At 69.5% G+C, this 14105-nt stretch carries 14 protein-coding genes; 5 read left to right on the forward strand and 9 right to left on the reverse strand.

Translation table 11 applies throughout. From position 1 onward, the window contains the following. Window positions 1-114: 114 nt before the first annotated feature. The 5 genes from DTQ71_RS11110 (at window position 115) to DTQ71_RS11130 (ending at window position 5486) form a co-directional block, all read left to right on the forward strand. The gene (locus DTQ71_RS11110; protein WP_109564363.1) at window positions 115-1581 is read left to right on the forward strand and encodes an FAD-binding domain-containing protein; all 1467 of its coding nucleotides are present in this window, start codon (window positions 115-117) and stop codon (window positions 1579-1581) included. Between the two features lie 8 nt (window positions 1582-1589). Further along, complete coding sequence (locus DTQ71_RS11115; protein WP_109564508.1) at window positions 1590-1766, forward strand: DUF2256 domain-containing protein; 177 nt, start codon at window positions 1590-1592, stop codon at window positions 1764-1766. 32 nt (window positions 1767-1798) lie between these two features. Then, entirely contained in the window at window positions 1799-3949 is a 2151-nt protein-coding gene (locus DTQ71_RS11120; protein WP_109564364.1) for a malate synthase G, read from the forward strand. A gap of 63 nt (window positions 3950-4012) precedes the next feature. Beyond that, a complete protein-coding gene (locus tag DTQ71_RS11125; protein ID WP_109564365.1) occupies window positions 4013-4441 on the forward strand; it encodes a GlcG/HbpS family heme-binding protein in 429 nt (142 codons plus the stop codon). A gap of 268 nt (window positions 4442-4709) precedes the next feature. Further along, window positions 4710-5486, forward strand: a complete 777-nt coding sequence (locus tag DTQ71_RS11130; RefSeq protein ID WP_109564509.1) for a gamma-glutamyl-gamma-aminobutyrate hydrolase family protein — start codon at window positions 4710-4712, stop codon at window positions 5484-5486. A 66-nt stretch (window positions 5487-5552) separates the two neighbouring features. Here DTQ71_RS11130 and DTQ71_RS11135 read toward each other — a convergent pair whose 3' ends face one another. The 9 genes from DTQ71_RS11135 to DTQ71_RS11175 all read right to left on the reverse strand — a co-directional run bounded on the left by DTQ71_RS11135 (window position 5553) and on the right by DTQ71_RS11175 (window position 14104). Continuing rightward, entirely contained in the window at window positions 5553-5738 is a 186-nt protein-coding gene (locus DTQ71_RS11135; RefSeq protein WP_109564366.1) for a hypothetical protein, read from the reverse strand. 65 nt (window positions 5739-5803) lie between these two features. After that, complete coding sequence (locus tag DTQ71_RS11140) at window positions 5804-7402, reverse strand: ATP-dependent DNA ligase (protein WP_109564367.1); 1599 nt, start codon at window positions 7400-7402, stop codon at window positions 5804-5806. Then, window positions 7399-8271, reverse strand: coding sequence for an alpha/beta hydrolase fold domain-containing protein (locus tag DTQ71_RS11145; RefSeq protein WP_109564368.1), 873 nt, complete (start codon window positions 8269-8271; stop codon window positions 7399-7401). The genes DTQ71_RS11140 and DTQ71_RS11145 overlap by 4 nt, the downstream gene beginning before the upstream one ends. Continuing rightward, the gene (locus tag DTQ71_RS11150; protein ID WP_109564369.1) at window positions 8268-9284 is read right to left on the reverse strand and encodes a ligase-associated DNA damage response exonuclease; all 1017 of its coding nucleotides are present in this window, start codon (window positions 9282-9284) and stop codon (window positions 8268-8270) included. Before DTQ71_RS11150 ends, DTQ71_RS11145 begins: the two co-directional genes overlap by 4 nt. A gap of 53 nt (window positions 9285-9337) precedes the next feature. Then, window positions 9338-10387: a FliG C-terminal domain-containing protein gene (locus DTQ71_RS11155; protein WP_109564370.1), complete on the reverse strand. Its 1050-nt coding sequence runs from the start codon at window positions 10385-10387 to the stop codon at window positions 9338-9340. 72 nt (window positions 10388-10459) lie between these two features. Continuing rightward, complete coding sequence (locus DTQ71_RS11160; RefSeq protein ID WP_109564371.1) at window positions 10460-10801, reverse strand: hypothetical protein; 342 nt, start codon at window positions 10799-10801, stop codon at window positions 10460-10462. Between the two features lie 72 nt (window positions 10802-10873). Continuing rightward, window positions 10874-11785: an N-acetyl-gamma-glutamyl-phosphate reductase gene (gene argC / locus DTQ71_RS11165; RefSeq protein WP_109564372.1), complete on the reverse strand. Its 912-nt coding sequence runs from the start codon at window positions 11783-11785 to the stop codon at window positions 10874-10876. 73 nt (window positions 11786-11858) lie between these two features. Further along, the gene (locus DTQ71_RS11170; RefSeq protein ID WP_109564373.1) at window positions 11859-12299 is read right to left on the reverse strand and encodes a hypothetical protein; all 441 of its coding nucleotides are present in this window, start codon (window positions 12297-12299) and stop codon (window positions 11859-11861) included. Between the two features lie 26 nt (window positions 12300-12325). Further along, a complete protein-coding gene (locus DTQ71_RS11175) occupies window positions 12326-14104 on the reverse strand; it encodes an SLC13 family permease (protein WP_109564374.1) in 1779 nt (592 codons plus the stop codon). Window position 14105: the final 1 nt, after the last annotated feature.

The following is a 14105-nucleotide window of genomic DNA, read 5'->3' on the forward strand; positions in this document are numbered from 1 at the left end:
GGCGCGGCCAGGGGTCGCGGGCGAAGAGGGCCGATGCGGCCCGATGAGCGGACGCCCCCTATTGGCCGCGCCGCGCGTCGGACTACCTGCCGCTCGCCCAAGCCCGGACCGATCATGCCCGACCCCGCCACCCTCGTCTGGTTCAAGCGCGACCTGCGCATGACCGATCACTCGCCCCTCGCCGCCGCGATCGGCCCCGTGATCCCGCTCTATATCGCGGAGCCCGAGATGTGGGCCCATCCGGACGCCGCCGGCCGCCAATGGGCCTTCGTCGCCGAGAGCCTGAACGAATTGCGCGCTTCCCTCGCCGCCCTCGGCGCGCCATTGATCGTCCGGACCGGTGAGGCCGTCGCCGTGCTCGACGCGCTTCGCCGCGCGCACCCCATCGCCGCGCTGCGTTCCCACGAGGAGACCGGCCTCCTCTGGTCCTGGGAGCGGGACAAGCGCGTCGCCGCCTGGGCCGCGCGCCACGGCATCCCCTGGACCGAGCAGGCCGATAGCGGCGTCGTCCGCCGCCTCGCCAGCCGCGATGGCTGGGCCCAGCGGCGCGAGGCGCTGATGCGACAGCCGCTGATCCCTGCGCCCAAGCGCCTGCAAGGCACCGGCCTCGCCCCCGGCGCCATCCCCACCGCCGCGCAGCTGGGCCTCACCCCCGACCCGTGCCCTCTCCGCCAGACCGGAGGGCGCACCGCCGGCGAAGAGATCCTGACCACCTTCCTCCACGACCGGGGCGAGCAATTCCCGACCGACATGTCCTCGCCCGTGACCGGCGAGACCGGCTGCTCCCGCCTCTCGCCGCATCTGGCCTGGGGCACGATCAGCCCGCGCGAGGCGCAGCAGGCCGCCATGGCCCGCGCCGCCGAGACCAGGGGGCAGGGCACCGGCTGGCCCAAGGCGATGCGCAGCTTCGTCTCGCGCCTGGCCTGGCGCGACCACTTCACCCAGAAGCTGGAGGACTTCCCCCGGCTCGACCGCGACTGCCTGCATTCCGGCATGGAGGGTCTGCGCCCCCGTGTGCCCGAGGGCGATACGGCGGACCGTCTCGCCGCCTTCGCCGAAGGACGCACGGGCCTGCCCTTCGTCGATGCCTGCATGCGCTACGCGCAGGCGACCGGCTGGCTGAACTTCCGGATGCGCGCGATGGTGCAATGCGTGGCCAGCTATCATCTCTGGCTCGACCACCGCGACAGCGGGCCGGTGCTGGCGCGGCTCTGGACCGATTACGCCCCCGGCATCCATTGGGCCCAGAGTCAGATGCAGTCGGGCACGACCGGGATCAACCAGCTGCGCATCTACAACCCGGTCAAGCAGGGCCATGACCAAGACCCGACCGGCGCCTTCACCCGCCGCTGGGTGCCGGAGCTGGCGCATCTGGAGGGCAGGGAGTTGCAAGAGCCCTGGCGCGCCGCGTCCCCGCCTGCGGGCTATCCCGCCCCGCTCGTCGATCCGGTCGCCGCGGCCAAGGAGGCGCGGAGCCGCGTCTACGCCCATCGCCGGGGCGACGCTTTCCGCGAAGAGGCGCAGCGGATCGCCGCGAAACACGGCTCCCGCAAGGGCGGACGCCGGGGCTGGGCCGCCTGATGGCCCGCATGCGCCGCAAGGGCGACCTGCCGGAAAAGGTCTGCGCCACCTGCGGGCGACCGTTCGCCTGGCGCAAGAAATGGGCCAAGGTCTGGGACGAAGTCCGGTATTGCTCCGACGCCTGTCGTCGAAAGCGGTCAAAAAATCTGACCAATCCTGTTGCCGATAGGAAACTTGCGCGTTAATTGCGGCCAAACATCGCAGTTCGGAGGCTCCCATGACCCGTATCGACAAATCCGGCTTGCAGGTCGACGCGGCGCTCGCCCGCTTCGTCGAAGAGGAAGCCCTCCCGGGCACCGGCGTTGCCGCGGAGGCGTTCTGGGACGGGTTCGCCAAGCTTGTCGCCGACCTCGCCCCGCGCAACGCGGCGCTCCTGGCCGAGCGGGCGGAGATCCAGGGCAAGATCGACGATTGGCACCGCGCGCGCACGGGCCAGCCTCATGACGCGGAGGCCTACAAGGCGTTCCTGACCGAGATCGGCTATCTCGTGCCAGAGGGCGCGCCCTTCCAGATCGACACCGCCAATGTCGACCCGGAGATCGCCGAGGTTCCGGGCCCGCAGCTCGTCGTTCCGATCACCAATGCGCGCTATGCGCTCAACGCGGCGAACGCGCGCTGGGGCAATCTCTATGACGCGCTCTATGGCACCGACGCGCTGGGCGACCTGCCCGCGGGCGGCGGCTATGACGCGGCGCGCGGCGCCCGGGTGATCGCCTGGGGCAAGCGCTTCCTGGACGAGGCGGTGCCGCTGGCCGGCGCGTCCTGGTCCGATGTCACCGACATCGGCATCGAGGACGGCAAGCCCGTGATCCGCACCGGCGCCGAGACCGCCGCGCTGGCTGATGCGGAGGCCTACCAGGGCTGGGTCGAGAGCGATGGCACCCTGCGCGTCCTCTTGCGGAACAATGGCTTGGGAATCGTCCTGGTCATCGCCCCCGAGGGCGCGATCGGCAAGGACGACCCGATGGGGCTGGACGCGATCCATCTGGAATCGGCCATGTCGGCGATCATGGATTGCGAAGATTCGGTCGCCTGCGTCGATGCCGAGGACAAGATCGTCGCCTATTCCAACTGGCTCGGGCTGATGAAGGGCGACCTCACCGAAGAGGTGACCAAGGGCGGCACCACCTTCACCCGCGCCCTGAATCCCGACATGGAGTTCAACGCTCCGGGTGGCGGCGTCCTGACCGCCAAGGGCCGGTCGTTGATGCTGGTCCGCAACGTCGGGCACCTGATGACGAACCCGGCCATCCTGATGGCCGATGGCGGCGAAATCCCCGAGGGGCTGATGGATGCCGCGATCACCACGCTGATCGCGATGCACGATCTGAAAAAGACCGAAGGCGCGCGCAACTCCGTCGCGGGCTCGGTCTATGTGGTGAAGCCCAAGATGCATGGCCCCGCCGAGGTCGCCTTCGCCGACGAGATCTTCACCCGGGTCGAGGGCTTCCTGGGCCTGCCCGCCAATACCGTGAAGCTGGGCATCATGGACGAGGAGCGGCGCACCTCCGCCAACCTCGCCGAGTGCATCCGCGCCGCCAAGTCGCGGGTCGCCTTCATCAATACCGGCTTCCTCGATCGCACCGGCGACGAGATCCACACCTCGATGGAGGCGGGACCGATGCTGCCCAAGGGCGAGATGAAGGCCACGCCCTGGATTGCCGCCTACGAGGACCGGAACGTCGATATCGGCCTGGCTTGCGGCCTGCGCGGCAAGGCGCAGATCGGCAAGGGCATGTGGGCCATGCCAGACATGATGCACGCCATGCTGGAGCAAAAGATCGGCCACCCGAAATCCGGCGCCAATTGCGCCTGGGTGCCCTCGCCCACGGCTGCGACGCTGCATGCCACCCACTACCACCAGGTCGACGTCCTGGCCCGCCAGGAGGAACTGGCCCAGGGCGGCCCGCGCGCTTCGCTCGACGCGCTGCTGACGATCCCGGTCATGGAGGGCCGGAACCTCTCCGACGACGAGGTCCAGGCCGAGATCGAGAACAACGCGCAGGGCATCCTGGGCTATGTGGTGCGCTGGATCGATGCCGGGGTCGGCTGCTCCAAGGTGCCGGACATCAACGATGTGGGCCTGATGGAGGACCGCGCGACCTGCCGGATTTCGTCGCAGGCGCTCGCCAACTGGCTGCATCACGGCGTGATCACGCCGGACCGGGTCGAGGAAGGGATGCGCAAGATGGCCGCGAAGGTCGATGCGCAGAACGCCGACACGCCGGGCTACCAGCCGCTGGCGCCGGGCTTCGACGGCGTGGCCTACAAGGCCGCGCAGGATCTGGTGTTCCAGGGCCGCGTTCAGCCCTCGGGCTATACCGAGCCGGTCCTGCACCGCCGCCGCCTGGAACGCAAAGCAAGCTGATCGTTGCCGTCCCGCGCGCGGGGCGGCCCCACCGTCCCTTCGACGGGGCGCACAGGAGACATCATGACCGACATCACCATCGACCAAGCCCGCACCATCGTCAGCGCCACCCTCGCCAAAGGCCGCGAGATGGGGCTGAAGCCCCTCTCCGTGATCGTGCTCGACGCGGGCGGCCACGCCAAGGCGTTCGAGCGCGAGGACGGCGCGTCGCCCGGCCGCTTCGCCATCGCCGAGGGCAAGGCCTATGGCGCCGTCATGCTGGGCATGGGGGGCACGGCCCAGATGGCGCGGGCCGAGCAGCAGGCCTATTTCATGGCCGCCGTGAACGGCGCCTTCGGAGGCCGGGTCGTCCCGGTTCCGGGCGGCATCCTGGTGCGGGACGCGGAGGGCGCGGTGATCGGCGCGGTCGGCGTGACCGGCGATACCTCCGACAACGACCTTGAGGCTGGCGCGGCGGGCATCGCCGCCGCCGGACTCACCGCCGAGGGCTGAGCATCGCGCGCGGCCTGCCGAGGCCGTGCGACGCCGCGCGCCGGGGCCGATCCGGGCGCGCGGACCCCGCGATACGGCATGGCGGTGCGGTGGGCGGAAGGGTTTCGCGCAGCGGCCCGCGCGTGCCGGCGCCGCCCGTGCGAGAGTTGCGTAACATCGCGGCAATCGCCGGGTTTCGCTGCCCTTGCGTAAGACTGTGCGCAGATGCACGCGGCCGCCTGCTATGGCGAAGCTTCTCCCGGCGGCAAGCGTCTATTATGTTGATCTCATGACAAGGCCTATCGTTGGCATCATCTCGAATGCCTATCTCATCAACGATCAGTATCCGGCTCATGCATGCGGGTCGATGAACACCGACGCGGTCGTGCAGGTGTCGGGCGCGATGCCACTGGCCTTTCCGGCTGATCCGGAGGTCGTGACGATCCCCGAGTTGCTCGACGCGTTCGACGGTTTTCTCTTCACCGGCGGCCGACCGAACGTCCACCCGGAGGAATATGGCGAGGAGCCGACCGAGGCGCATGGCACGTTCGACCGCAACCGCGACCGCGTCGCCCTGCCGCTGATCCGCGCCGCGGTGGAGCGGGGCCAGCCCATCCTCGGCATCTGCCGCGGCTTTCAGGAAGTGGCGGTGGCCTTCGGCTCTACCCTCCACCCCGAGATCCGGGAGCTGCCCGGCCGCATGAACCACCGGATGCCGCCCGACGGCACGCTGGAAGAGAAATTCGCGCTTCGGCACGATGTGATCCTCGCTCCCGGGTCGCCTTATGCCCACGTCTTCGGCACGGAGCGGGTGCGGACCAACACGCTGCACGGGCAGGGGATCAAGGTCGCGGGGCCGCGGGTGCGCATCGACGGCTGGGCCGAGGACGACACGCCTGAGGCGATCAGCATCGACGGCGCGCCGGGCTTCGCCATGGCCGTGCAATGGCATCCGGAGGCGAACGCCGCCGAGGATCCGGTCTCCCGACCGCTCTTCGCCGCTTTCGGCGAGGCCTGCCGCGCCTGGCGGGCGAGCGGCGGGCAGCCGCTGCGCGCGGTGGGCTGAGGCGGCGGGCCCGAACCGCCGCCAACCTCATCGCAAAGGATGCCCGTCGGCCCGTCTAGAGGCCGATCAGCCCTGACGCGGCGCGCGCCGCTCCTGCAGCAGATTGCGGATCTGGTCCCAGTTGTTCGCCTCGTCCGTATGGCCGGCCTCCCGCTCGCGAATGGCGCGGGCCGCGGCGACCGCTTCGGACTTTTGGCCCATAAGCTCTTGCAGGGCGTTGGCTTGGTGAACGACCGTCTGTCTCTCGATCATGGTATCCTCCCATGGGTAGGGCGACCACCATAGCACGTATCCGGCAATTTGCCGATTGAGATCGATCAACCGTAGAGGCGCAGCATCTCCAGCAGGTGCTCATGGGTGTCGATGTCGCGCGCGGCCTTGTCGTGCCGCCAGCGCAGCATCCGCGGAAAACGCAGCGCCACGCCGGACTTATGGCGCGTGCTTGCCTGGATGCCCTCGAAGCCGATCTCGAACACCTGCTCGGGCGGAACCTGCCGGACCGGGCCGAACCGGGCCAGCGTATTCCTGCGCACCCAAGCCGTGATCTTGCGGAATTCCGCGTCCGTCAGACCGCTATAAGCCTTGGTGAAGGGCACCAGCTCGTTCCCCTTGGCGACAGCGAAGGTGAAATCGGTGTAGAGATTCGCGCGCCGGCCATGCCCGGCCTGGGCGTAGACCATGACCGCGTCGATGGTCAGCGGGTCCAGCTTCCACTTGTACCAGTCCCCCTTCTTGCGGCCGACATGATAGGGCGAGGCGGCCCGCTTCAGCATCAGCCCTTCGGCCTGCTCATCCCTCGCTGACGCGCGGGTCTTCGCCAGCCCGTCCCATGTCTCGAAGGGCACCTGCGGCGACAGCAGGACCGGCGCCTCGGGGGGCAGGCCGTCGAGCATCGCCTCCAGCCGGGCGCGGCGTTCGGCGAAAGGTAGGGCGCGGATATCCGCGCCGCCCGCTTCCAGCAGGTCGTAGGCATGGAGGATCGCGGGCGCCTCGGTCAGGAGCCTTTTCGGCACGGTCTTGCGGCCGATCCGCTTTTGCAGGGCGGCGAAGGACATCGGGCGCGCCGTCTCCGCATCCCAGGCCAACACTTCCCCGTCGATCACCGTGCCGTCGGGCAGGAAGTCGCGCGCCCGGGCCAGCTCGGGGAACCGGTGGGTCATCAGCTCCTCCCCCCGGCTCCAGAGGTGATGCTGCCCGCCGCGCAGAATCAGCTGGCCGCGGATGCCGTCCCATTTCCACTCTGCCCGCCACTCCTCGGGCGGACCCAACGCCTCCGGTCCACCCTCCACGCCATAGGCGAGGCAGAACGGGTAGGGACGGCTGAGGCTCGCCTCGGGATCCGGCGCCTCGATCAAGGCGGTATAGCTGGTGCTGTCGGGCGTCCAGTCGCCCATCAGGCGATGGGCCAGCTCCGCTTCCGCGATGCCGGTGGCTTGGGCCAGGGCGCGTGTCATCAGCTTTTGGCTCACGCCGACACGGAAGCCGCCGGTGATGAGCTTGTTGAAAACGAAGCGCTCCGCCCCGGCCAGCCGGTCCCACGCCGCCTCGATGAAGGCGCGCTTCTCAGGCTCCTCGGCCTTGGCCAGGGCGCGGATGTCGCCGATCCATTCGGCGAGGCTCCGGTCGCTCTCCCGCGCGGGCGGGGGCAGGACCAGATGCATCGTCTCGGCCAGGTCGCCCACCACGTCATAGCTCGCGCGGAACAGCCAGTCGGGCAGGGCGGCGCGCGCCGCCGCCCATTCCGCGAGGCGCGTGGTCGTCACCGTCCGCCTGGGCCGCCGCCCGGAGAGGAGCGCGATGGTCCAGAGTCGGTCCGCCTCGGGCGCGTCGGCGAAATAGGCGGCCAGGGCGGCCGTCTTGGCCCCGGTCTTCGTCGTCTGATCCAGGGCGGTGAAGAGCGCGGCGAAACGCTTCATGCCGGGCGCAGGAAATCGGCCATCCGGTCGATGGCGCGGTCGGCGGCGGGGCAGAGCCCGGCGAAGATCTGATAGTCATGGGGCAGACCCGTGGCCTTCTCCAGCTGGACCTCTCCCCCCGCCGCGCGCAGGTGCAGCGCCAGCGCGTCGATATCGCCTTCGAGAAACTCCCGCCGGGCGCATTGGATCAGAACCGGCGGCGGATCGCGGTAGGGGGCGCGCAGCGGCGAGATCCGCGGATCCGAAGGGTCGGCCCCGTTCAGATAGTCGGCCACGGCGCGGCGCAGCAGCTGCTCGGGCAGCATCATCTCGTCCATATCGGGCGGCAGATCCCGGCTGGGGTCGATCTCGGGCGCGGGCGAGGCGAGCACGACCCGCTCGGGGCCGCGCCCCCGGGTCAGCATCTCCGACAGGACGACCAGCGCAAGATTGCCGCCCGCGCTATCCCCGGCCAGCCACCACGGGCCGTCCTGGGCGAGCGCCTCGGCGGTGGCGAGCGCATCGTCGGGCGCGGCGGGAAACGGATGCTCCGGCGCGAGCCGATAACGAGGGAGTGCGACGCGTAGCCCCGACCGGATTGCCAGACGATGCGCCAAGCGGCGATAGCTGATGGGATGCCCCAGGACGAAGCCGCCGCCATGGAGCCATAGCACGGTGCCCCGCGCCTCCGGAGGCGTCACGAACAGGGTCCGCCGGTCCGCGAGCCGTCCCCACTGCTCGCGGCACGGGCCGCGTTGTGGCCTGGGCGCGACCAGCGCCATGCCACGGCGATGCACGCTCCAAGGCAGCGGCAAGGCCAGGAACGGGCGCAGGCCATAGCGGGTGCCGGCCGCGACCAGGCGGTCGCGGAAGGTCATCTCGTCGCTCATGCCGCGGATGCCTCTTCTTCCTCGGTCGCGTCGAGCGCTTCGCCCTCGTATTCGGTTGCGACGATGGCGGCGTCGTAGCCTTGTTCCTTAAGCCACTGACGAAACGTCGCGGTGTAGCCATGGGTCGCGAAGATGCGCGTCGCGCCGGTCTCTCGGATGGCCGCGTTGAGGCCCTTCCAATCCGCATGATCTGAGATGACGAACCCCCGATCCGCCGCCCTTCGCCGCCGCACGCCGCGCAGCGCCATCCAGCCCGAGGCGATGCCGGTCGAGAGCGCGCCGAACCGGCGCAGCCACGGCCCGGCCAGGGCCGAGGGGGGTGCCACGACGAGAGCGCCGCGGATCGCTTTCAGGTCAGTCTCCGGCGTGACGCGGACCGTGTCGGGCAGGGCCACACCCTGGGCGCGGAGGACGGCATTGGTGTTCTCGACCGCGCCATGGGTCAGGATCGGGCCGATGGACGGGTCGACCATCGTCATGACGCGCTGCGCCTTGCCCAGCGCATAGGCGCCGATCACGGCGTGCTTGCCCTCGGCCGCGCAGGCGCGCCACCAGTCGTTCAGTCCCGCGGCCAGTTCCGCCTCGGGGCGCCAGTCGAAGACGGGCAGACCGAAGGTGCATTCGGTGATGAAGGCGTGGCAGCGCACCGGCTCCCACGGCTCGGAAAGGGTGTCGGGCGTGGTCTTGTAGTCGCCGGAGACGACCCAAACCTGCCCGCGATGTTCCACGCGGATCTGGGCGGAGCCGGGGACATGGCCGGCCGGATGGAAACTGACCGTCGCCCCACCGATGCGCCGGGTCTCGCCATAGGCGATGGTGTCGAGCGCGATCTCGCCCAGACGGTGGTGCATGACGGGGGCGGCGGCCTCGGTCGCCAGATAGCGGCGGTGCCCCGGGCGCGCGTGGTCCGCATGGCCGTGGGTGATCAGCGCCCGATCGACGGGACGCCAGGGGTCAATGTAGAAATCGCCCGAGGGGCAGTAGATGCCGCTGTCGCGGAATTCGAGAACCATGCCACGAAGGTAGCATGCTCGCCCCGCGGGGCGAGCCCCCCGCCTCCCGCGTCTCAGGTCCCGGGCGGATCCTCGTACTCGTCCGCGAGAAGGTTGATCTCGCCGCTATCGTCCAGTTCTCGGATGGTCGCGACGATCTTCGACCGCGCTTCTTCCACGGCCTCTGGCTTGGGTTTGGTCATCTCCTCGATCTGGTCGCGCAACTGATCGGCCATCCGGCCCGAGACCGAACCCAGGATGAACTCGGCCGCCGCATCTCCCGGGGGGTGCATTGCTACGATCATCAGATCGCTATCGATCGCGCGCAGCAATTTCGGCACGTCGCGGGTCTCGACCCGCTGGGGGATGTTCTCCCAGGTGAAGATTGCGGCGCGGACCCGGGCCGCGAAATCCGGGTCGCCGGCCTCCAGCCGGTCGAGAACGGCATTGCGCAAGGCGCTGGTGGCGACGTTGAGGATAGCGGCGATGCGGATCACCGCATCCGAGTCGAAGGCCCCCCGGATGCGCGCGGCGGAGTGCCGGCCCAGAGACGTGCCGATCCGCGCGACGGCGCCTGGCGTCACGCTTTCGGTTCGGGCGAAGGCGGCGGCGACGCTGTCGGCGCGGTCCTTGGGGAGAGCGGCGAGGAGCGCGGCGGCCCGGTCCGGGGCCAGTTTGGAAACGACGATGGCGACGACCTCGTCCGTCTCGCCCGCCAGCAAGGGCACGAGCGCGTCGACATCCATGGTCGAGATCGCCTGCCACGCGGCCCCGCTGACCAGGGCGGGATCGCCGCCCGATTCGTGCAGCAGGGCGTCGACGACCTCCTGCGAGAGGGCGCCGTCCATGGATTGCAGGATCTTGTCGATTTCCCGCGGGAAATGCAGGCCGATGGCGTCCAGCTCAGCCGAGAATTCGGCGATGACCTCGGCCAGGGTCTGACGATCGACGAAGCGGAGAGACGCCATCTCTCGGACGAGGCGGCGCTGCTGATCGGGCGGCAGGGCCGCGAGGCCGGGATCGGCCCCGCCCATCATCAAGAGCCGGACGACGACGGCGGCCTTTTGGCTCGGCGACAGACGGGGCGACGTCGCCATGCCGGGGAGGGGCGTCAATTGGGACATGCGGGCCTCGAAACACTCTCAAGGCTCGGTTTGACGGCGAAATCTAAAGGTTTGGTTACCGCGCGGCGCGGGTCAGCTGGTTTCGCAGCGGCCGGTCCACTGGTTCCAGATCGTCCCCGGATTGCACGCGCTCCCGTTGGGGACGAGGGTCTGGACCGGGACGCCGAACTCGATGACGGCGGGCTGCTCGACGGTCTCCTCTTCCGCCGCGTCCGCGACCTGTTCGCCGTCGGCCTCCTCGACCGGCATCTCGTCCTCGACCGCCGCGGCTTCGGTTTCCTCGGCGGCGGCCTCCGTCGCGGTGGCGGCGCCGATCGTGGTCCGGGTGGTTTCACCGGTCACCGAGACGAATTTCTGCGCCATGGCCGGCGCGGCGAGCGTGCAGGCGGCAAGGCTGATGAGGAGGAAGCGCATGCGGGCAATCCTTCGGAAAGGGGGACGGGCCCCCTTTCCCTTTCGGACAATCATGGCGAGGTCATGACCGGCTCAGGTCAAACCCTCGGTTTCGTCCACGCCCATCATCAGATTGAGGTTCTGCACGGCCGTTCCCGAGGCGCCCTTGCCCAGATTGTCCAGCACCGCGACGGCCGTGACCCGTCCGGTGCCGTCGCCCTGCACGGACAAGGCCATGCGGTTCGTGCCGTTGAGCTCCTGCGGGTCGATGCGTTCTCCGGCGGTGCGCACGGTGACGAACGGATCGCCCGCGTAGAAGGCGCGCAGCGCCGCCTCCACCCGCGCATGGCCGCGCACCGCGCCGGGCAGCAGATCGGCATGCAGATGCAGTTGCACGATCATGCCCTGCGCATAGGCGCCGACGGCCGGCTGAAACAGCGGCCGGCGAGTCAATCCGCCATGGGCCATGATCTCGGGCAGATGCTTATGGGTCTGGCCGGTGGCGTAGAGGAAATAGTCGGGCGCGCTGCCTGCCTCATACTCCGCGATCAGCGCCTTGCCGCCGCCGGTATAGCCGGAGACGCCGGTCAGCGTGGCGGCGTAGTCGGGCCGGATCACCTCCGCCTCGATCAGCGGGCGGATCAGGGCGATGGCCCCGGTCGCATAGCAGCCGACATTGGCCACGCGGGCGGCGTCGCGGATGCGTTCGCGCTGCCCCGGAAGCTCGGGCATACCATAGACCCAGCCATCGGCCACGCGGTGGGCCGTGGAGGCGTCGATCAACCGGGTGTCCCCCGCGAGGCTCAGCGCGGCGCGCGCGGCTTCGTCGGGCAGGCAGAGGATGCCGAAATCGGCCTGGTCGAACGCCTCCCGCCGCGCACCGGTATCCTTTCGGCGCGACTCGTCCAAAGAGATCAGCGTGATGTCCTCGCGGGCGCTCAGGCGCTCGCGGATCTGCAGGCCGGTCGTTCCGGCCTCGCCGTCGATGAACACGCGGGTAGGCATGATGGCTCCTCTACCGGGGATGAGCCCGTGGATAGGGGAGAGCCGCCCCCCTGGCAACCGTCGCCGATGCGCTTCAGCTCGAGGCGGCGGGCCGCTTTTCGAAGCGGACATTCGGACCCAGCGGCGAGAAGAACAGCCGCCGCACGCCGTCGATATCGGTCACGAAGACCTCGGCGCGGGGGCCGGGGCCGCCATCGGGGCCGACCGGCACGCCCGTCGGATCCTCGATAATGAACCGCGAGGCGACGCCGCCCTGATGGAACTCCACCGTGAAGGGGAGGACATAGCCGCATTCCTCTTCGGTGACGCCGGACCAACCGGCGAGCACGCCCTCGGGGCGTTCGGCGGTGCAGCGCGCGCCGTCGCTCACCCGGATCACCACCCGATTCGGGGACGCATCGACCGATGCCACGCGCGGCGGGCCTTCGAGATCGGCCCGGGTCACGGCGCCATCGGTCATCGGCACGCAAGCGGCGCCGAAAAACGGCAAAGCAAGAATGAATGCGAGGCGCATGGCTGGTCTCCGAAAGGCGGACGCGCTCACAACGGCCAGATCAGAGGGATCAGCGCCGTCGAGACGAGCGCGACGAGAACGTTCATGCCGATACCCACTTTGGCGAAATCCGTAAACCTGTAGCCCCCCGGCCCGTAGACCAGCATGTTCGTCTGGTAGCCGATAGGTGTCGAAAAGGCACAGCTTGCTCCGATCATCACCGCGACCACCAGGGGGCGCGGGTCCACGCCCAGCGTCTCGCCCAGCGCGATGGCGATCGGGGTTACGACCACGGCGACGGCGTTGTTCGACACGACTTCCGTCAGAAACGAGGTGAGCAGGAACACGGCGAGCACGAGCAGGGGGCCCGGAAGACCGCCGAGGACAGGGGCCACCGCATCGACGATCATCGTGACGGCGCCCGAGGCCTCCAACGCGGCGCCGACGGCCAGCATGGCGAAGATCATCGTCAGAAGACGCCCGTCGACGAAGCCGAACGCTTCGTCCGCGTCCACGCTCCGGGTCAGCAGCACCGCCACGGCCCCCAGCACGGCCAGAGCGAAGATCGGCGCCACGCCCCAGGCCGACAAGGCGACGATCGCGGCCACGGCCGCGACCGGCACCCAGAGCTTTTCCCGGCGGAAGGCGCGGGCGCTGGGCTGGTTGACCTCGACCAGGTGATGGTCGGCGGCGAGGCGCGAGATGTCCTCGGCCGCGCCCTCCAGCAGCAGCGTGTCGCCCACGCGAAGGAACACCTCGTCGAGCTGGCCCGAGATGTTCTTGTCCCGGCGATGCAGCGCCAACGGATAGACGCCGTAGCGCCGCCGCAGGCGCAGCGCGCCCAGGCGCCGCCCGACCAGTTTCGCATCGGGGGTGATCAGCACCTCGACGGTCGTCGTCTCGATCGCGCCGACCTGATCGAGCCGCTTGAGCGACTTATTGCGCTGGAGGGTTAGCAACTCCGTCATCTCGGTCCGCAGGACGACCCGGTCTCCGACCTGGAGCGTGACGCCCTTGAGGTTGCGCCGGAGCGAGGCGTCGCCCCGCAGCACGTCGATCAGGCGCACGCCAGGGCGCTTGAAGAGCTGCACGTCCAGCGCTTCGCGTCCGATGAGGTTCGAGTCGGGCGGGATGACCGCTTCGGCGAAGAATTTCGCGCCCTTGCGCCGTCCCAGGGCCGCCGCCATCGAGATGCGCTCCGGAAGCAGGTGACGGCCGACGAGATAGAGATAGGCCAGACCGGCCAGCGCGACGGGGATGGCGAGGGGCGAGACCTCGAAGATTGTGAACGGCTCCAAGCCCCGCTCGCGGGCGACGCCATCGACCAGCAGGTTCGTCGAGGTTCCGATCAGCGTGATCGTGCCCCCCAGGATCGACGCGTAGCTGAGCGGGATCAGAAGCTTGGACGGCGCCATGTTCATCGAGGCGGCCAGCTGCACGAAAACCGGGATCATCACCACGACAACCGGCGTATTGGCCACGAAGCCGGAGGCGATCAGCACGAAGCCCAGCAGGATCCCGATTGCGAGCCGGGGCCGCGTCTTGGTGCGGGCCTCCGCGAAGCGCGTGAACCAGTCGAGCGCGCCGGTCCGCACCAGCGCGCCCATCAGCAGGAACATCGCCGCGATGGTCCAGGGCGCCGGGTTCGACAGCACCGCGACCCCCGCTTCATAGGGCAGGATGCCCATGACCAGCAGAAACGCGGCGCCCGTCAACGCCACGACTTCGGTGGGATAGGTCTCCCGCACGAAGAGGATCAGCATGGCGGCCAGCGTGGCCAGCGTGATCCAGGCCTCAACCGATTGCGGCAGGTCGAGCCAGGTCATC

The sequence above is a fragment of the Jannaschia seohaensis genome (genome assembly GCF_900116765.1).
Lineage (GTDB): Bacteria > Pseudomonadota > Alphaproteobacteria > Rhodobacterales > Rhodobacteraceae > Jannaschia > Jannaschia seohaensis.